The following is an 18,123-nucleotide window of genomic DNA, read 5'->3' as shown; positions in this document are numbered from 1 at the left end:
CAATGAGCCGGAATGACATCCGCGCCCAAACCCGGGAGCGAACTGATGGCGGTGCGTACTTTCTGGAAAGGCTATCTCAAACTCTCGCTGGTAACCTGCGCGGTGGCGATGTCGCCGGCGACGTCCCAGTCCGAGAAGCTGCGCTTCCATACCCTCAACCGCCAGACCGGCAACCGGGTACAGAGCCGTTATGTCGACGCCGTCACCGGCAAACCCGTAGCCGAGGAGGACGAGGTCAAGGGCTATCCGCGGGGCGAGGACGATTACGTGATGCTGGAGGACGAGGAGATCGAGGCGGTGGCGCTGGAATCCACCCGCACGATCGACATCCAGACCTTCGTGCCCGAGGATTCGATCGACTGGATCTGGTACGATACTCCGCATTACCTCGTCCCCGACGACAAGGTAGGTGAAGAGGCCTTCACGGTGATCCGCGAGGCGATGCGAGCGGCCAAGGTCGCCGGCATCGCCCGCCTCGTGCTCTATCGCCGCGAGCGGGCGGTTATGCTGGTGCCGCGCGGCACGGGCATCGTGGTCTGGACCCTGCGCTACGGCGACGAAATCCGGCGCGAGGACGAATATTTCGCCGGCATCCCCGAGGCGAAGCCAGATCCGGACGCCAGGAGCCTCATCGACAGACTGATCAAGGCCCGCAGCCTCGACTGGTCGCCCGTGCTGATCAAGGATCCGGTGGAGGACCGGCTCAAGGAAATCATCGCGGCGAAGAAGAAGGGACGCAAGGCCAGGAAGACCGCGGCGGGGCTACCGACACAGGGCAATGTGATCAATCTAATGGACGCACTGCGGAATAGTCTGAAGGGGAAATAGGCCGCGATACGCAGGGCATCCCCGATGTCAGCGAATAATTGCTATTACGCTTGGATGGTAAAGTTCCAGAGTCACTTTCTCCAAACAGGCGCGCCTCCTTCGGGTGAATATCAAAGCCCGACTACAAGCTGGAATTATCGCATCGAATGACCTAACGACGGTCACCGCTTTTATCGTTGATCTGAAGTATGCAAGCGACGATGCGACTATACAAAGGGAAACATTGTAAAAAGAGACCGTGCTGGCAATTTTGAGTGCCGGTATGCCTGATATTGCCTAACTTAAGGAAACGAAAGCTGCTGCGTCAAGGCGTTGCATTCTTCATTGTACAACTCAGACGGACCGTGCCAGAACTGTAACAGCCATGACCTTCGCCTCCGGACTTGAACCAGGAATTAGGACAACATCATCGTGAGCCAGGCCGATAGATTGTTCCAGATTATTCAGATTCTGAGACGATCATCTCTACCGACCACGGCCAAGGAAATTGCTGCCGAACTCGAGGTTTCCACCCGAACGATATATCGGGACATCTTCAATCTGAGCGGCCGACGCGTTCCAATCCGCGGGGAGGCCGGCTTCGGATATATCCTTGAGGACGGCTTCGACATGCCTCCCCTCATGCTCACGCCCGATGAGGTCGAGGCTGCGGTGCTCGGTGCGCAGTGGGTTGCGAGCCGTGGCGATCCTGTGCTTGCGGCGGCGGCCTACGATCTCCTTGCGAAAATCAAGGTAGCGGTATCCCAATCTCTACGCCCCTTGATCGCCGACCCCGCAGTCGAAACACGCCCTCCCTTCAACCCGACCTCGGACGGTATCGACATTGCACGGACTCGAGCCTGGATTCATGAGGGGCGCAAGATCCGTATCGAATATCGCGATGAACGCGGTAACAGATCCCAGCGTGTGATCTGGCCGATCGTCATCAGCTTCTTTGAGCAAACACGAATTCTGGCCGCGTGGTGTGAATTGCGGCAGGATTTCCGGAATTTCTGCACCGATCGCGTCGAGAGCGCCGAATTCCTCGATGATAAGCATAGTCTTCGTCCCACAACTTTGCGGCAGCGATGGAAGCGCTACATGGCGGAAAGACCCAAGTGAATCCCTTCACTTCCTGAGGTGGCCGCGGGAATCCCTCATCCAGCGCGGCATGTTGAGAGGTGCCGGCGATCGGGCGCCTCTTTCCTTTACGGACGCCCTTTACCTGTTGCTGACAGACATCGTCAGCAGCCTCCCCGTATTGGTTGCTGCTCGCAGCCGGTATGCCGATCCGGCATGGATGGGAAGCATCCAAAGCTAGGCATTACGTCGAAAAGAAGGAGCTTGGACACATGAGCCAGCACTATGGACCGGATTTCCCGAAAATAACCTACACGTCGCACGCTTATCAGGAATACTCGGTCGATCTCGGCGAAATCGTGATGAATTATGCAGTGACCGGACCGGAATCCGCGCCTGCGTTGCTCATGATCCCCGGCCTTGTGGAGTCCTGGTGGGCCTACGAAATCGTAATGAAACTCATTGAAACCGACTTCCGTATCTATGCGGTCGATATTCGTGGTCAGGGTCGATCGACCCGAACCCCCAGCCGCTATACGCTCGACAATTGGGGCAATGATCTCGCGCGCTTCATGGAGCGGGTCATTGGGCGGCCGGCTCTTGTGGCTGGGAGTTCCGTCGGTGGCGTGATGGGCGCCTGGCTTGCAGCTTATGGGCCAAAAGGACTGGTGCGCGGGGTCTACATGGAAGATTCACCTCTCTTCGCATCCGAGCTGATACCGGCATGTGGTCCAGGAATTCGACAGTCGGCCGTCGGCCATCTGTTTAGCCTTTTCTCGAAATATCTCGGCGATCAGTGGTCTGTCGGCGAGTGGTCGACCATGCTTGCCCAAGCTCATCGCGAACTTCCCGCCTGGATGCTGCCGTGGCTGCCCGTTGGCGATGAGCCGCCTCAAAATCTCAAGGAATTTGATCCCGAGGGGGCTCGCGCATTCCTTTCCGGCAGTGCTACGGCAGCTTGTTGTCACAAGCAGATGCTGAAGGCGATCAAGACGCCGGTGCTGTACACGCACCACTTTCGCGGGAGTGACCCGGAAACGGGCATTGCCCAGGGTGCGGCGTCAGACTTCCAGGTCCGGTACGCCCAGAGCATCGTCGAGCAGGCGGGGCAGACCTTCGAATATCGTTCACTGCCCAAAAAAGGCCACGCGCTGCACCTGGAAGACGGACCGCTCTATGCCTCGATCCTGAAAGATTGGGCGCTGCGGCAGACGTAGCGGAGCCTTGTTGCGCCCGAAGGAGGCGCTGTGCATAGCTTCAAAGGAAGGCTTGGTGAACAGCCTGCACGGCTCCCTCCGCGAGGAAGCCGGGAAATGCAGAATGGCTGTGGTGCGGGGAAAGCCCGTCCACGGCATGCCGGGCATCAGTCCTCGGACCTAATCGTCCGCCGGACCCAAGTCGGCAAGCGCCGCATCCGGCGTGGCGAGGGGTGCGGCCAGCGTGGCCTTCAACGCGGCGACGTAGAACAGCGGCGGAGCCATGCTGCGGGCGAGCGCGACCACTTTGCCTTGCAGTTCCGCCACCTTGTCCGGGTGTTCCGCCGAAAGGTCGCGCTTCTCGAATGGATCGGCATCGAGATCGAACAGCTCAATCTTTGGCGGCAATGCGACGTGCCAGTAAAGCTTCCATTTGCCGTCGCGAATGGCGCCCTGCGTCGGCTCGACATTGTAGACGACCTCGCCGCGTCCGGTCTTGCCGGTGGCGAGCGCTGACCAAACATCCATGCCGTCCAGCGGCTTGGAGCGGGCAAGATCGGCGCCGGCGAGCTTCGCGAGCGTCGGCAGCATGTCGACCACATGCATGACACCTTCGGCCTGCCCGGGGGAGACATGCCCAGGCCAATTGGCAAGGGCCACGACGCGGGTGCCTCCTTCGTAGAGCGTGCCTTTGCCATCACGATAGGGGCTGTTGTTTGGTGGCAAGTCGCCGGCCACGGCACCCTCGCCGGCGAACATCTTGCTGCGCGTGCCGCCATTGTCGGAATGGAACATGATGAGTGTGTTCTCACGCATGCCGCGTTCGTGCAGCGCCTCGACGATCTTGCCGATCTGCTCGTCCATCGCGGTGATCATCGCCGCATAGGTACGACGCGAGGGGTCCTCGATATGGGCGTACATGTCGATATAGCGCTGTGGCGCCTGATAGGGCGTGTGTGGGGCGGTAAACGCCAGATAAAGGAACAGCGGTGTTTTCGGATCATGGCCGCCGATCAGGCGAACAGCTTCGGCACCGAAGAGTTCGGTATCGTAACCCTCTTCCTCCAACAGGGAATTGTCGCGATACCAGTCGGTTTTGCCCTGTGCCTCGTGCTTGAAATGGTCGATTTCACCGACCAGGGGCCCGTAGAAGCTGTCGAAGCCACGCTGGCGCGGCCAGAACGCCTTGTCGGCATGGCCCAGATGCCATTTGCCGACGAGGGCGGTGCGGTAGTCGGCGGATTTCAGTGCCTGGGACAGCAGATATTCATCGGTGGCGAGACCATAGCTGCAGCCCGAGGGGATGACGCCTGTCTGAAGCCCGTAGCGAAACGGATAGCGCCCCGTCATCAAGGCCGCGCGGGTAGGCGTACACAAGGGCTGGGTGTAGAACTGGTCGAGCCGGGCCCCCGTTTCGGCGAGGCGATCCAGATTGGGCGTCTTGATATCGGAGCCGCGAAAGCCGACGTCAGCAAAGCCAACATCGTCGGCGACGACATAGAGAATATGCGGGCGCGGAGCCGGCGCCGCCCGGGCGCCCGGTGCGAGCAAGGAAAGCCCTGCAATTGCGGCCAGGAAGCCAGCGCCGCCAGCCAATATATCGCGGCGGGTCGGATTTCCGCCGCCGCCGGGCACGTATTCGGCCATGTGATTCATTGACAGCTCCCACCGGGTCGCGCCGCGCCGGACCGACCTCGTTTGCCTCAGCCTTAGCGACGCGGCCTGATCCGCTCAATTGCCATTTGGCGCCAAAGCCTCAGCCCGCCGCCGCACTGGCTTCGACGCCGACCGCCCTGCGGAAGGCGAGCGGCGTGCGGCCCTCCCAGCGTCGGAAGGCCCTCACAAAATGAGCGGGATGCCCGTAGCCAAGCGCCCTGGCAACCGATCCGATCGGCATGCCGGCATCAGCGAGGTAGAGGCGCGCCTGCCGGTGCCGCCAGGCGTCGACATGGGCTTCGAACGAGGTGCCGAGGCTGGCGAGGCGCCGCTGGAGGCTACGTGGCGAAAAGCCCATGCTGCGCGCCGTGTCGGCCAGGCAAAGCGATCCGCTCAGCGCTGAACTCTCAATCAGGCGGGAGACGACTCCGACCAGAGCTTCATCGTCCAGCCATGCGGCTTCGGGCGGAAGTCTCTGGATATCGTCAGGCAAACTCGCCCCGACAGCAGCCGGCGCATCACAAAACAGACGATTCGGGTGATCAAGCCACCTCGCATCGAACTTGAATGAAATACCGCCTCCCGCGCCGAAGGCAATGCGGGCGCCGAGCTTGTCCTCGTAGATGCGGAGCGGCGCCTGGGCTCGATGTGGCAGGCCAAGGCTCAGCTGCGCCGGATCCATGCCGGTGATCGCCTTCAACGCACTCGTCATAAAAGCCGCAATGCCCTCATTGAGCACCCGGGCATGTTCAGGATCGCTGTCCGCCAGGCGGTGGCTCCAGTGGGCGACGCCATCCCGCTCATCCAGCCGGAACATGACGCCGGCCTGCAGGGCCGGCATCTGTCGGGCAAGCGCTCCGAGACATTCGCGCAGGGTGCGGCCGGCGAAGAGCGCCTGCCCGGTCAAGCCCAAACGGACGGGATCGGCGGCAGCGCCCAAGTCCAGCCCAATCGTCGGCTCTGCCGCACTCCGCGCGAGGTGCAGCAGCAGGGCGCAGGCCTGCCCCCGGGCAATGGCGCCGTCGCCTGAAAGGGTTTCATCCGCCGACAGCCCGGCTCGGGTCAGCAGCGGTGTAAGCGCGAGACCACACTGGTCCGCTACCGCCGGGAGCATATGCACAAGCGCGACGCGGACCGGATTGCGATCCCACATGAGCCGATGGACCCCATTGCCCTGATGCGAATACCGTCAAGTCCCGACTGCGAGCCAATCCTGCAAGCCCATTACAGCTCATGTACCTCCCATGAGGTCCTACAGGTCAAGCAAACAGCGAACGACAGGCTGATTCGTCACCGTAATCTTCCTATCATCCAAGTAAACCATAACACCGATCAACATTGTTCCAAGCCGACCAGCGGCATGGATACTTGAAATCAGGGATCTCGGCGACGGGATCGATGGCCGCAGGCATCGATGCGCCTGGTGTCAGGCCCCGGAGTGCCAGGATCTCGGCCTCATCGCCCACCGCCAACAGCCGGCTACCAGCCACCGCCGGCGCCTGTGCCCTCGGCTGCGCCGGGTCCATCGTCAGGATGCGGGCGTTATGGATGACGAGATCGATGCGGTCCGGCATGACGCCCCCCCTGAAACGGAGATGCCAGTCATAGGGCGGGGGCGGAAGGGTTCAAGTGTTTCCTCCCCACTGCTTAGCGCAGCGGCAGCCACAACGGACTCTTCCAGGCCTTCAGCGCTTCGAGAAAAACCTGCAGCTTGGAAGGCATGAAGCGTCGCGTGGGGTAGACCGCGTGAATGAAGATTTCCGGCGAGGACCACTCGGGCAGGACGCGCACGAGTTCGCCGCTCGCAATCTGCGCATCGCAATAGGTCGAAGGCAATAGTCCTATGCCGTGCCCTCGATAGGTGAAGGCGCTTACGGAGTGATGGTCCCTGCTGGAAATAGGCCCCGAAACGGCTTGCTTGACCGATTTCTTGCCGCTGACCAGATGCCACTCGGCCTCGTTGTTGCGCCCGTTCAACAGCACGCATTGATGATCGCGCAGTTCTTCCGGCCTGGAGGGCAGGGTGCGGCCCGTCAGATAGTCCGGTGAAGCCACGAGATAGCGAACGCTCCGTCCAAAGCGTTGGGCAACGAGGGTCGAATCGCTCAGCTCCCCGAAGCGAAGGGCGATATCGACGTTTTCGGCGATCAGATCGAGAAACAGATTGGTGACAAACAGGTCGACCTGTATGCGCGGATAGGTCTTCAGGAACGACGACACGAACTCGTAGAACGGCTCCTGCCCCATGATGACCGGCGCGGAGATCTTTAGAAGGCCCTCCGGAGTCCTCTGCGCCTGGGTCAAAACCCGTTCGGCATCGTGGAGGTGGGCGAGCGGTTCGCTGCATTGATTGAAATAGGCCCGTCCCTGCGCCGTCAGGCTGAGCTTGCGCGTCGTTCTTTGCAGCAGGGTCACGCCCAGCTGCTGCTCCAGGGAGGTCACCTTTCGGCTGACGGTCGAAACAGGCATGCCGAGCGCGTGGGCGGCCCGGCTGAAGCTCTCCAACTGTGCAACCCTCACGAAAACGGCGATGTCGTTCAAATCGGTCATCTCTCGATTTTTGCATATATGGAAAAGAGATTCCATATATTTCCATCTTATCCAGGAATGGTGCCTCGCTCATATTGCGTTGCGAACTTGAAGAGCAGCTTTGAAACTGCTTCAACCCGGATGGAGAGTTCCATGCAAGAACGCAAAACGGTCCTCATCACAGGCGCCTCGCAGGGCATCGGTGCGGGCCTCACCAATGCCTTCCTCGAACGTGGCTACAATGTCGTCGCAACGTCGCGGCGAATCAGCCAGTCCGACGAGATTGAGCAATCCGACCATCTGGCGCGCGTCGACGGCGACATCGCCGATGCCGAGACCGCAAAGACCGTGACGGAGACGGCGGTCAGCCGGTTCGGTTCGATCGACGCGCTGGTCAACAATGCCGGCATCTTCTTCACCAAGCCCTTCGTCGACTATACGATGGAGGATTACCGCAAGCTTACAGCGACCAACCTTGAGGGTTTCGTGCATTTGACGCAGCTGGCTGTCCGGCAGATGCTCACGCAAAAGAGCGGCGGCAGCATCGTCAGCATCACAACCCCGCTGGTCGATCATCCGATCGCCGGCGTGAACGCTTCTGTCGCCATGCTGACCAAGGGCGGCATCGAGGCCGTCTCGAAGAATATCGCGATGGAATATGCAAAGGAGGGAATCCGCGTGAACACGGTCGCCCCGGGGGTCGTCGATACGCCGCTGCACAAGGACAATCCGAAGGACTTCCTGAGGACGCTGTCGCCGATGCACAGCATCTCCAGCGTGCAGGAGATTGTCGATGCAGTGGTGTTCCTGACGGAAGCTTCGCACATCACCGGGGAGGTGCTGCACGTTGACGGCGGCGCACATCTGGGCAGATGGTGAGCCAGGGCAACGCGCCTGCCGCTAGCGCGGAAAAGCGGCTGGAAGACAACGGCATCGTGCTTCCTCCTCCTCCGACACCGTTTGGCGCCTATGTCGAAGCCGCGCGGATCGGTAATCTTCTGTTCCTGAGCGGCATGCTGCCGGTTGTTGGGCACGAACCGCAATTCATCGGGCGCATCGGTGGCGAACTCAGCGCCGAGGATGGCCGCAAGGCAGCGGAAATTGCCTGCCTCAGTGGCTTGTCGGCCGCCCGGGCTTATCTGGGCTCGCTCGACCGGATCACGGGCGTCGCCAAGCTCGGCGTCTACATCGCCACCGAGGGCGATTTCCGGGATCATCCCAAGGTCGCCGACGGGGCCTCCGATGTCCTCGTCAAGGTGTTCGGGACCGAGATGCTCTCCGGCCGCATCGTGCTCGGTCTCGCGAGCTTGCCCCTTGGCATGCCGGTCGAAGTCGAGCTCATTTTCGAGATCGCACCCTGAAACATTTTCCCTTCGTCTCAGGCGAGCCCTGCAGCGATTGCCGCTGCAACCTGCCTCGCTCTGTCCGTCTTCGGCCACGCCAAATGAAAGCCTAAACGCGGCGTATTCGGCAAAGGCAGGAGGCCGATTTCCTTGTCGAGGGAGGCGATGGCATCGCGCGGCATCACCGTGAGATACCCGTGCTCCAGCATCAGGTTGACGATGATCGACAGCGCATCGACTTCGACCTGCTGGCGGCCGGCTGGTGCCGTGCGCGCCAGCAAGGGATCGAGCACGTCCCGGATGCGCTGCCGCAGGCCGCTTCGCAGGCTCGGCACCGCGATGAGATGGGTCTCCAACAGGGCTTCGAGACTCACGCCGGACGCGAGCGTCGCTTTCGGGCCGGCCAGGACGAGTTCCGAGGAAAACAGCTCGCGACTCTCGAAGCGCCGCTGCCGCATGGGCGTATCCATCAGGGCAATGTCGAAGCGCCCGGCCCTGAGACCTGCCATCAGCTCCTCGGCAGTGGTGGCGCTGACAAGAAGATCGTGTGCGATACTGTCGCGTCTCCATTCCGCCACCAGGCGGGCGAGACGGGCAGCGAGGCGGCTTTCATGGCCGATCGGGATGATTGTGCCGAGCCGGACGGTGCGCGTGGTGCGGGCGAAGCGCCGCTGGGCCGGGGCGGTGAGGCCGGCAACCTCCTCGATCAGGCTCACGGCGATTTCGTTGAGGCGCAGCCCCTCCGCCGTGGGCTCGCAACCCGTGCCCGTCCGCTGCAGCAGGCGGCGATCGAGCAACGCTTCGAGCCGGGCCATCTGCCGGGATACATGCGGCTGGCCAAGCCCTAGCGTCTGGGCAGCGCTGCGGATGCTGCCACTGCCGACAACGGCATTGAAATGTGCGAGCGCTGCAATCGGGATGGCACGATGGGCCGCCCAGTGCCGAACCTCCTGCACCGATGCGCCTCCCAACACGGCAAGAGCCGCGAGGCTGTCGAGCAGGCCGGCCGAGGAGCGCGCCAGGGTCTCGCCGGCCAAAGTCAGCGCGAATGTGCCCCCAGTCCGAAGCGCCAGCGGCATGGCGAGCTCCCGTTCGAAACGCTCGAAGGCATCGGCGACGCTGGCCGGCCCTCGTCCCAGCAGCCGGCCGGCTCCGCGGATGGAGCCTTCCTGCAATACGGTCAGGGCGATGGCGAGGGTAGAGGTGTCCATGGACGTGCCAGGGGGAGTTGGCGGCATAGGCTGTTCGGCTTTTGGCATATCCCGCGGAACGGCGGCGCACAATAAGGTCCTGATGTGGAGGACGCATCATGGCCGATTTCGACCTCGCGCTTGCCGGTACGGTGATTCTAGCCGACCGCGTCATCGAGCGCGGCTTTGTCGCCGTCGCCGATGGCAGGATCGCGCTGGTCGGTGAGGGCGAAGCGCCCGCCGCCCGCGACAGCCATCGCCTGCCCAGTGCGCTGATCCTGCCCGGCGCCATCGATGCTCAGGTGCATTCGCTTTCCCAGCGCGGTCAGGAGGATTTCCAGTGGTCGACGCGATCGGCCGCGGCGGGCGGGGTGACGACCATCGTCGACATGCCCTATGACGAGGGGCATGTGGTCTCCTCCGGCCAGGCAGTGCGCGAGAAGGCGGCCCATGGCGAGGCCGCCGCTCGTGTCGATTTCGCGCTGTACGGCACGGTCGATCCCGGCGAGGGCGCGCAGCGCATCGGCGAAATGGTCGAGGCGGGTGTCGCCGCCTTCAAATTCTCGACCTTCGGCACCCATCCCACCCGCTTCCCGCGCATCCCGCCGGCAATGCTGATGGATTGCTTCGCCGCCATCGCACCGCATGGGTTGACCGCAGGCGTACATAATGAGGATCACGAGACGGTCGAGACCTATATGGCGCGCACCAAGGCCGCCGGCATTACCGACTGGCGGGCTCATGGAATGTCGCGCCCGCCGATCGCCGAACTTCTCGCCATGCACACGATCTATGAGATCGGCGCGGCCACCGGCTGCCCGGCCCATGTCGTGCATTGCTCGCTCGGGCGCGGCTACGACATCGCCGCCGCCTACCGCGCGCAGGGCTTCGCCGCCACCATCGAGGCCTGCATCCATTATCTCGTATTGGACGAGGAGAACGATGTGCGCCGTCTTGGCGGCAAGGCCAAGATCAACCCGCCGATCCGCCCACGCGCCGAGGTCGAGGCTCTCTGGCGGCATGTGGCCGAAGGCAATGTCACGCTGGTTTCCACGGATCATGTCTGCTGGTCGAAGGATCGCAAGACAAATCCCGATATGCTCGCCAATGCTTCGGGCGTGCCGGGGCTGGAGGTGATGGTGCCGCTGTTCGTCGCCGGCGCCCTGAAGCGTGGCATTCAACTCACCTTCGCAGCGCAACTGATGGCCGAAAATCCAGCCCGGCATTTCCGCATCGCCGACACCAAGGGCGCGCTCATCCCGGGCCGCGATGCCGACATCACCGTGCTGACGCCTGAGCCTTACCGCTATGACGCTTCGGCGAGCGGGCACAATGTCGTGGGCTGGAGCCCCTATAACGGACTTGAAATCCCCTGGAGGGTCAGCGGAACCTATCGGCGCGGCGAGCTCGTCTTCGATGGCACACGGGTACTCGCCGAGCCCGGGAGCGGACGCTTCATCCAGCCGCCTCGGACCAAGACGCAGGAGTGACCATGCTGTCCCGCCCTACCATCGCCCTCGGCGAGAGGCCGCTCAGCCTGAAGGACGTCACGGCCATCGCCCACCGCCAGGCTGAAGTTGAACTTTCTGCCGAGGGCCGGGCGGCGGTACTGCGGGCCCGTGCCGTGGTCGATCGCCTGGTGGACGAGGGCATCCCCGCCTATGGCATAACCACCGGCGTCGGCAGCCAGAAGGATTTCGGTGTCAGCCGAGAGGCCATCGCCCGCTATAACAATCTGATGATCACCGCCCATGCCACCGTCGCCCCCGGGCCGAGCGCCTCGGCGGAGGTGGTCAGGGCGGCGCTGGCGATCCAGCTCGCCCTCTTCGCGAAGGGGCGCTCGGGCGTGCGGCTCGAACTCGTGGAGAGTCTGCTCGCGCGCCTGCAGGCGGATGATCTGCCGGCCGCCAGGCTGGGCTCTTCGGTCGGCGCCTCCGACATCGTGGCGATGAGCCAGCTCGCCGTGCCCCTCATCCGCAAGCAGGGCGTAGCGCCCGGCGGCAGCGGCCCGGCGCCGCTCGACGGGCTCGCCGCCAAGGAGGCTATCTCGCTCCTCAACTCCAACAGCCTGATGCTGGCGGAGGCGACGCTGGCGCTCGCGGAAGTCCGAGCCGTGCTCGACGCGGCGACACTGGCTGGCGCCCTTTCGATGGAGGGCTTTCGCGGCAATCTCAACTCCTGGCGCGAGGAGGTCGATCAGGCGCGAGGCCAGCCAGGGCAGCTCCGCACCGGCAGGGCATTGCGCGAGGCGCTGGCGGAAAGCCGGCTCTGGCAGGCGGGCGAGGCGCGCTTCCTGCAGGATCCGCTCAGCTTCCGTTGCATCCCGCAGATCCATGGCGCCGCGGAGGCAGCCTATGATTTCGCCCACGCCATTTTCGAGGCCGAGCTGTCGGCGGCTTGCGACAATCCGCTGATCGATACCGCGACCGGTGCCTTCCTCTCACACGGCAATATGGAGACCAGCGCCTGCTGCCTCGCCATGGACACGCTGCGCCAGGCTCTCGCCAAGCTTGTCGAAGCCTCGGGCCAGCGCATCCACAAGATCCAGTGGCCGGGCTTCACCGGCCTGCCGACCAGCCTCGCCGTCGAGCCGGGCGCCATCGGCGGCGTGCAGTTCCTCAATTTCGGCCACCTTGCTGGCGCCAATGTCGGCGCCGTCAGGCAGGCCGCCTTTCCGGCCCTGCTCAATTATTCCGGCCAGCTCGACGATGGTGTCGAGGATGTCGCCGGCAATGCCCCGCAGTCGGTTACAGAGACCGTGCGCAGCCTGGTACCGGCCTGGAATGTCCTCACGCTGGAGGTGGCCTGCGCCGTCTGGGCCGTGCATCGCCGCGACGTGCCGATCGCGGCCCTCGGCAAAGGCCTGCGGCCGCTCGCCCGCGAGATCCTGGCCTTGCTGCCCATCGGCAGCGAAGGCGAGGCGATCGTCGATCTCGGCCCGCTGGTCGAAGTCGTGAAGACGGCCGTCGGCCTGCCCGCCGGAGAGAAATGATGGCCGACCAAAGCTTTCGCGGCACCCTGGAGCGCCTGGCCAACTGGGGCGAGCTGCACACCGTCGAACGTGAGGTCGATCCTCGCTTCGAGCTCGGCGCGGTCCTCAGCCTGCGCCAGCACGACAAGCCGCAGCTCTTCGCCAGGGTGGCCGGATACGGCATGAAGGTCGCCGGCAATGTGATGAATTCGCGTGAGCGCATCGCAAGGCTGCTGGATACCGATCGGGCTGGCTTGCCGGGCCGCATCCTCGATGCCTTGAAGAGGCAGATCCCACCGATATTGATCGAGACAGCGCCCGTGCAGGAGGTGGTCCACCACGGCCCCTTCGACCTTGCCACACTGCTGCCCGTGCCGACCTGGTTCGAGCACGAGACCGGGCCTTACATCACTGCCGGCGTCATCGTCGCCCGCGATCCCGAGACCGGAAGGCGCAATGTCTCGATCGCCCGTCTCAGGCTCGATGGCGGTGGGCAAGTGATGGTCGGCATCGCCAGGAATCACCACCTCAACCTCCTCGCCGAAAAGGCCGGTAGCCTCGGCCAGCGCCTGCCGATCGCGGTGGCCATCGGCAATCATCCTGCCGTGCTGCTCGGCTCGCAGATGTATCTCGGCCTCGGCGACGATGAGTATGACGTGGTCGGTGGCCTCCTCGGCGAGCCCCTGCAGCTCGTGCGCTGCCTCACCGTGCCCCTGGACCTGCCCGCCGGCGCCGAGATCGTGCTTGAAGGTTTCATCGATGCCCGCGACCTCGTGCCGGAGGGCCCGGTCTCCGAATTCCACGGCTTCTATGTCAATTACGGGCCGGGCACGGGCGGCGCGATCGGCTGCGTGACCCATCGGAGGGACGCAGTCTACCAGGCGATCCTGCCGGGCTATGCACCGGAACATTGCCTGCTCGGAGCCATCGCCATCGAGGCCGTGTGCTGCGAGGCGCTGAAGCGCGTGATCCCTGCCGTCAGGCGCGTGGTGGTCACCGATGGCGGCATGGGGCGCCTGCACGCTGTGATAGCCATGCACCGCCCGCGCCTCGGCGAGGGCAAGCGCGCGGCGATCTTCGCGATGGGGCACATCAACCTGTTCAAGCTGGTGATCGTGGTTGAGGATGACGTCGACCCTGAAAATTCCGCCGAGGTCGAGTGGTCGCTGGCGGCGCGCTTCCGGGGCGACGAGGACCTTGTCGTGCTATCCGGCATGAAGGCCGACCGCTGCGATCCCCTGCATGAGAACATGACGGTGACCAAGATCGGCCTGATCGCCACCACGCGGCCAGGCGATGGCGAGCGGGAGAGCCGCTCGGAATTTGCCCGCGCGCCGGCCGAGGTGCTGGCGCGGGTACGGGCAGAACTGGCGGAGTATTGAAGATGGCGCTGGGAGCGCGGACGTCCTCGTCCGCTCTTGGAAACGATATGCCCTCCGACGAGGGAAGAACGGACAAGAACGTCCGCACTCCCAGGAAAAGGCGCATCATTGTCGGCGTCAGCGGCGCGTCGGGCTTCGATTACGGCGTGCGCATCCTCGAAATGCTGCGCCGCGAGGGCGTGGAGACGCATCTCGTCGTCTCGCGTGCCGCCATGACGGCGATGGCACATGAGAGCGAGATGACGGTCGCCGGCCTGAAGGCCCTCGCCGATCACACCTACGACAACCGTGACATCGCCGCGCCCATCGCCAGCGGCTCCTTCCGCACAGCGGGCATGATCATCGCGCCCTGCTCGGCCAAGAGCCTGGCGGAGATCGCCATGGGCACGGGCGGAACGCTGATCGCCCGCGCCGCCGATGTCGTGCTGAAGGAGCGCCGCCGCCTGGTGGTGCTGTTTCGTGAGACGCCGCTGCATCTCGGCCATTGCCACAATATGCTGCGCCTCACCGAGATGGGCGGCATCGTCATGCCGCCGGTGCCGGCCTTCTATCCCCGGCCGACGAGCCTCGACGAGATGGTGATGCATACCGCCGCCCGTGCGCTCGACCTGTTCGGCCTCGAGATCCCGATGGACGGGCGCTGGAAGGGAGGCTGACGTGCCGGAAGACCGCCTCTGGCAGGACCTCATGGCCCTTGCCGAAATCACAGACCCTGCAAAACCCTATACGCGGCGTTGCTTCACCGACCGCTTTCTCGAAGGCCGGCGCTGGCTGGAGCGGCGATTCATAGAGGCGGGCCTCACCACGCGGCTCGACGAGGGCGGCAATCTGATCGGACGGCTTGACGGTGCTATTTCCGGCCTCAAGGTACTGGCAATCGGCTCGCATTCCGACACTGTGCCTTCTGGCGGCCGCTTCGATGGGCCCCTCGGCGTGCTGGCCGGGCTGGAGGTGGTGCGCCTCCTCAAGGATCATGACGTTGCCTTGCGCCATCCCCTGGAGATCGTCGATTTCCTGTCGGAGGAGCCGAGCGACTACGGCTCATCCTGTATCGGCAGCCGCGCCATGACGGGATTTCTCGATACCGGCATGCTCGCCCTGCGCAACCCAGCGGGCGAACCGCTCAAGGAAGCGATGACGCGGATGGGCGCGCAGCCCGAGCGGCTCACCGCACCTCTGCGCGACGACATCGCCGCCTTCCTCGAGCTTCATATCGAGCAGGCGCGAGTGCTCGAACAGGGCCACATCGATATCGGCCTGGTCACCGGCATCGTCGGCATCGCAAGGGTGGAGATCGAGTTCACCGGCTCGGCTGATCACGCCGGCACCACGCCGTTTCACCTGCGCCGGGACGCGCTGGTGGCGGCGGCCGATACCGTCCTGCAAGTCCGCCGGCTGGGCGAGCAGTTCTCGCGCACGCGCAACGGCTGCTTTATCGCCACCACCGGCCGTATGGAGGTTCATCCCAACGCCTCCAATGTCGTGCCGGGGCTGGCGCGGCTGATGGTGGAGGCACGGGCCGAACAGGCCTCGCATCTCGACGCCTTCCTCGAGGAGGTTGCGCAGGCCAGCCTCGCCGCAGCCTCCGCCGCCGGCGTTGAACTTAGCGCCTTCCGCTCGATCTCGCGCTCCGAGCCTTCACCCTGCGACGGGCGGCTGCGCGATCACCTCGCATCGGCTGCGGGCAACCTATCGCTCAAGACCGTATCGCTCGCGAGCGGAGCCGGCCACGATGCGGGTTTCATGGGGAGGATTGCGCCCATGGCCATGATCTTCGTGCCGAGCCGGGAGGGGAGGAGCCATTGCCCGGAGGAATGGACCGAACCGGCCCAATGTGCAGCCGGGGCGCGGGTCCTGTACGAGGCGGCGCGACGAATCGATGGGGACATCGCCTTCGGGTGACGGGACCAGCTTTCGATTACGAGGCCACGCGCAGGTGAAACGCACATTGCAACCCGAAATTTCTGATATATGGATGTGGGGGAAAATGTCCATCGTGGTCATGAACCGGGGACGCATCGAACAGATCGCCTCGCCGGCCGTGCTCTACGACGCGCCGACGACGCGTTTCGTCGCCGGTTTCATCGGCACCATGAATATGCTGGCATGCCGGCTGGTGGGGCACCACTTCGACGCGATCATCGCGGCCGCAGGACCTTTGACTTTCGAAGCGGCTGCCGGGGACAATTCTTCCGGGGACAACCTTATCGTCGGCATCAGGCCGGAGGACGTGCTCATCGAGCCCGATGGCGTGCCGGGACGGGTGATCGGCACCGCGTTTCACGGCCGCACCCTCAGGCTGCATGTCGAATTGCTCGACGGCACCCCCTTGACGATCGACGCGCCGCGCAGCGATCTAGGTGCAGACTATGCTTCCGGCCAGACCATCCATCTGCGGGTGCGGCCCGGAGTTGCCCGCATCCTGCGTCCGAACTGACCATTCCTGCGACCTCGGAGAGTGTCCCGACATGCCCAATCATCTGCAGTTCTATATCGACGGCGCCTGGGTTGACCCGGCCGTGCCGAACAGGCTCGACGTGATCGATCCAGCGCACGAAGAGGCCTACACCGCCATCTCGATTGGCTCGCAGGCCGATGTCGACCGGGCCGTGGCCGCCGCCAAGGCCGCCTTTCCCGCCTTCGCGCGTACCACGAAGGCCGAGCGCCTCGCGTTGCTCCGCCGCATCCTCGAGATCTACAACGAGCGTTTCGAGGATATCGCACAGGCCGTGTCGCAGGAAATGGGCGCGCCACTCGCCTTCGCGCGCGAGGCCCAGGCCTGGGCTGGCCGTGGCCATCTCGAAAGCACGATCAAGGCGGTCGAGGACTACGCATTCGAGCATCAACGCGGCACCACGCGCGTGGTGAAGGAACCGGTGGGCGTGTGTGCGTTGATCACCCCCTGGAACTGGCCCCTGAACCAGATTGTCTGCAAGGTGGCGCCGGCCATCGCCGCCGGTTGCACCATGGTGCTGAAGCCGAGTGAGATCGCGCCGATCAGCGGCCTCATCTTCGCGGAGATCATGCATGCCGCCGGAACACCCAAGGGCGTGTTCAATCTCGTCAATGGTACCGGGCCCGACGTCGGACAGGTGATGGCGGGGCATCCGGACGTCGACATGGTCTCCTTCACCGGCTCGACGCGCGCCGGCATCGTCGTCGCCAAGACGGCAGCCGATACCGTCAAGCGCGTTGCCCAGGAACTGGGCGGCAAATCAGCCAACATCATCCTGCCCGATGCCGATTTCGCCACGGCCGTCAGCAAGGGCGTGGAAGGTTGTTTCGGCAATAGCGGCCAGTCATGCGACGCGCCGACCCGCATGCTGGTGCCCCTCGACCGGCACGAGGAGGCGCTGACGATCGCGAAGGTAGCGGCGGAGCGCCACAAGGTGGGCGATCCACGCAAGGAGGACAGCGTGCTCGGCCCGGTAGTCAGCCAACTGCAATACGACAAGATCCAGCGGCTGATCCGCAGGGGCATCGAGGAGGGCGCCACGCTCGTCACCGGTGGCCCTGACAGGCCAGACGGCCTCAATCGCGGCTATTATGTTCGCCCCACCGTCTTCGGCGGCGTAACGCCGGACATGACCATCGCGCGCGAGGAGATCTTCGGCCCCGTGCTCTCGGTTATGCCCTACAAGGATGAGGAAGAGGCGATCGAGATCGCCAATGACACGGTCTACGGCCTTGCCGCCTATGTCCAGTCGAGCGATATCGCCCATGCGCGGCGCGTTGCCTCCCAGATGCGCGCCGGCTCCGTCTACCTCAACTATCCCGACTGGGACACCTTCGCGCCGTTCGGGGGCTACAAGCAGTCCGGCAACGGCCGTGAATATGCCGATTTCGGCATTCACGACTTCCTCGAGATCAAGGGAGTGGTCGGTTACGGCGAAGCCTGACCGCGCAAAGCCTTCTCCGCAAAGCGGGGAAGGCTTCTCGGCGCCACTTCTAGGAAAACGGCTTTGGCGG

At 63.9% G+C, this 18,123-nt stretch carries 17 protein-coding genes; 12 read left to right on the top strand and 5 right to left on the bottom strand.

Features of this window, described 5'->3' with window-relative positions:
• The first annotated feature begins 45 nt into the window (after nt 1–45).
• The 3 genes from ACMDCR_RS01805 (at nt 46) to ACMDCR_RS01795 (ending at nt 3,104) form a co-directional block, all read left to right on the top strand.
• Entirely contained in the window at nt 46–828 is a 783-nt protein-coding gene (locus ACMDCR_RS01805; RefSeq protein ID WP_413990877.1) for a Ku protein, read from the top strand.
• Nucleotides 829–1,239: 411 nt separating this feature from the next.
• Entirely contained in the window at nt 1,240–1,929 is a 690-nt protein-coding gene (locus ACMDCR_RS01800) for a helix-turn-helix transcriptional regulator (protein WP_413990876.1), read from the top strand.
• 230 nt (nt 1,930–2,159) lie between these two features.
• Complete coding sequence (locus ACMDCR_RS01795) at nt 2,160–3,104, top strand: alpha/beta fold hydrolase (protein ID WP_413990875.1); 945 nt, start codon at nt 2,160–2,162, stop codon at nt 3,102–3,104.
• Between the two features lie 159 nt (nt 3,105–3,263).
• Here the strand turns inward: ACMDCR_RS01795 and ACMDCR_RS01790 are convergent, their stop codons facing one another.
• From ACMDCR_RS01790 to ACMDCR_RS01775, 4 genes are all read right to left on the bottom strand, one after another.
• A complete protein-coding gene (locus ACMDCR_RS01790; protein WP_413990874.1) occupies nt 3,264–4,739 on the bottom strand; it encodes an arylsulfatase B in 1,476 nt (491 codons plus the stop codon).
• Nucleotides 4,740–4,839: 100 nt separating this feature from the next.
• Nucleotides 4,840–5,892, bottom strand: coding sequence for an AraC family transcriptional regulator ligand-binding domain-containing protein (locus ACMDCR_RS01785; protein WP_413990873.1), 1,053 nt, complete (start codon nt 5,890–5,892; stop codon nt 4,840–4,842).
• Between the two features lie 154 nt (nt 5,893–6,046).
• Nucleotides 6,047–6,313 carry a hypothetical protein gene (locus ACMDCR_RS01780; RefSeq protein ID WP_413990872.1) on the bottom strand — a complete coding sequence of 89 codons (267 nt, stop codon included), beginning with the start codon at nt 6,311–6,313 and terminating at the stop codon, nt 6,047–6,049.
• 73 nt (nt 6,314–6,386) lie between these two features.
• A complete protein-coding gene (locus ACMDCR_RS01775; RefSeq protein ID WP_413990871.1) occupies nt 6,387–7,289 on the bottom strand; it encodes a LysR substrate-binding domain-containing protein in 903 nt (300 codons plus the stop codon).
• 132 nt (nt 7,290–7,421) lie between these two features.
• Between ACMDCR_RS01775 and ACMDCR_RS01770 the strand changes: the two genes are divergently transcribed.
• The gene (locus ACMDCR_RS01770; RefSeq protein WP_413990870.1) at nt 7,422–8,147 is read left to right on the top strand and encodes an SDR family NAD(P)-dependent oxidoreductase; all 726 of its coding nucleotides are present in this window, start codon (nt 7,422–7,424) and stop codon (nt 8,145–8,147) included.
• Nucleotides 8,141–8,629, top strand: a complete 489-nt coding sequence (locus ACMDCR_RS01765) for a RidA family protein (protein WP_413990869.1) — start codon at nt 8,141–8,143, stop codon at nt 8,627–8,629. Before ACMDCR_RS01770 ends, ACMDCR_RS01765 begins: the two co-directional genes overlap by 7 nt.
• 17 nt (nt 8,630–8,646) lie before the next feature.
• On the opposite strand, the gene ACMDCR_RS01760 is transcribed toward ACMDCR_RS01765, so the two are convergent.
• Nucleotides 8,647–9,822, bottom strand: coding sequence for a LysR family transcriptional regulator (locus ACMDCR_RS01760; protein ID WP_413990868.1), 1,176 nt, complete (start codon nt 9,820–9,822; stop codon nt 8,647–8,649).
• 98 nt (nt 9,823–9,920) lie between these two features.
• Between ACMDCR_RS01760 and ACMDCR_RS01755 the strand changes: the two genes are divergently transcribed.
• From ACMDCR_RS01755 to ACMDCR_RS01725, 7 genes are all read left to right on the top strand, one after another.
• The gene (locus ACMDCR_RS01755; RefSeq protein WP_413990867.1) at nt 9,921–11,291 is read left to right on the top strand and encodes a dihydroorotase; all 1,371 of its coding nucleotides are present in this window, start codon (nt 9,921–9,923) and stop codon (nt 11,289–11,291) included.
• Nucleotides 11,292–11,293: 2 nt separating this feature from the next.
• Nucleotides 11,294–12,793 carry an aromatic amino acid lyase gene (locus ACMDCR_RS01750; RefSeq protein ID WP_413990866.1) on the top strand — a complete coding sequence of 500 codons (1,500 nt, stop codon included), beginning with the start codon at nt 11,294–11,296 and terminating at the stop codon, nt 12,791–12,793.
• Entirely contained in the window at nt 12,790–14,154 is a 1,365-nt protein-coding gene (locus ACMDCR_RS01745) for a UbiD family decarboxylase (protein ID WP_413990865.1), read from the top strand. Before ACMDCR_RS01750 ends, ACMDCR_RS01745 begins: the two co-directional genes overlap by 4 nt.
• Before the next feature lie 47 nt (nt 14,155–14,201).
• On the top strand, nt 14,202–14,810 hold the full coding sequence (locus ACMDCR_RS01740) for a UbiX family flavin prenyltransferase (RefSeq protein WP_413990864.1): 609 nt from the start codon (nt 14,202–14,204) through the stop codon (nt 14,808–14,810).
• A 1-nt stretch (nt 14,811) separates the two neighbouring features.
• Complete coding sequence (locus tag ACMDCR_RS01735) at nt 14,812–16,056, top strand: Zn-dependent hydrolase (protein WP_413990863.1); 1,245 nt, start codon at nt 14,812–14,814, stop codon at nt 16,054–16,056.
• Between the two features lie 85 nt (nt 16,057–16,141).
• Nucleotides 16,142–16,591 (top strand): TOBE domain-containing protein, encoded by a 450-nt coding sequence (locus ACMDCR_RS01730; protein ID WP_413990862.1) that lies wholly within the window; start codon nt 16,142–16,144, stop codon nt 16,589–16,591.
• A gap of 31 nt (nt 16,592–16,622) precedes the next feature.
• A complete protein-coding gene (locus ACMDCR_RS01725) occupies nt 16,623–18,053 on the top strand; it encodes an aldehyde dehydrogenase family protein (RefSeq protein ID WP_413990861.1) in 1,431 nt (476 codons plus the stop codon).
• The last annotated feature ends 70 nt before the right edge of the window (nt 18,054–18,123 follow it).

The organism is Labrys okinawensis (assembly GCF_047345005.1).
In the GTDB taxonomy this organism is placed as follows: domain Bacteria; phylum Pseudomonadota; class Alphaproteobacteria; order Rhizobiales; family Labraceae; genus Labrys; species Labrys okinawensis.
This window is presented reverse-complemented; position numbering and strand designations above follow the sequence as displayed.

Coding starts and splice junctions, on each gene's coding strand:
- ACMDCR_RS01760 (WP_413990868.1), bottom strand. CDS start 9,822: ATGGACACCTCTACCCTCGCCATCGCCCTGACCGTATTGCAGGAAGGC.
- ACMDCR_RS01785 (WP_413990873.1), bottom strand. CDS start 5,892: ATGTGGGATCGCAATCCGGTCCGCGTCGCGCTTGTGCATATGCTCCCG.
- ACMDCR_RS01780 (WP_413990872.1), bottom strand. CDS start 6,313: ATGCCGGACCGCATCGATCTCGTCATCCATAACGCCCGCATCCTGACG.
- ACMDCR_RS01725 (WP_413990861.1), top strand. CDS start 16,623: ATGCCCAATCATCTGCAGTTCTATATCGACGGCGCCTGGGTTGACCCG.
- ACMDCR_RS01745 (WP_413990865.1), top strand. CDS start 12,790: ATGATGGCCGACCAAAGCTTTCGCGGCACCCTGGAGCGCCTGGCCAAC.
- ACMDCR_RS01765 (WP_413990869.1), top strand. CDS start 8,141: ATGGTGAGCCAGGGCAACGCGCCTGCCGCTAGCGCGGAAAAGCGGCTG.
- ACMDCR_RS01740 (WP_413990864.1), top strand. CDS start 14,202: ATGCCCTCCGACGAGGGAAGAACGGACAAGAACGTCCGCACTCCCAGG.
- ACMDCR_RS01730 (WP_413990862.1), top strand. CDS start 16,142: ATGTCCATCGTGGTCATGAACCGGGGACGCATCGAACAGATCGCCTCG.
- ACMDCR_RS01775 (WP_413990871.1), bottom strand. CDS start 7,289: ATGACCGATTTGAACGACATCGCCGTTTTCGTGAGGGTTGCACAGTTG.
- ACMDCR_RS01795 (WP_413990875.1), top strand. CDS start 2,160: ATGAGCCAGCACTATGGACCGGATTTCCCGAAAATAACCTACACGTCG.
- ACMDCR_RS01790 (WP_413990874.1), bottom strand. CDS start 4,739: ATGAATCACATGGCCGAATACGTGCCCGGCGGCGGCGGAAATCCGACC.
- ACMDCR_RS01755 (WP_413990867.1), top strand. CDS start 9,921: ATGGCCGATTTCGACCTCGCGCTTGCCGGTACGGTGATTCTAGCCGAC.
- ACMDCR_RS01770 (WP_413990870.1), top strand. CDS start 7,422: ATGCAAGAACGCAAAACGGTCCTCATCACAGGCGCCTCGCAGGGCATC.
- ACMDCR_RS01805 (WP_413990877.1), top strand. CDS start 46: ATGGCGGTGCGTACTTTCTGGAAAGGCTATCTCAAACTCTCGCTGGTA.
- ACMDCR_RS01750 (WP_413990866.1), top strand. CDS start 11,294: ATGCTGTCCCGCCCTACCATCGCCCTCGGCGAGAGGCCGCTCAGCCTG.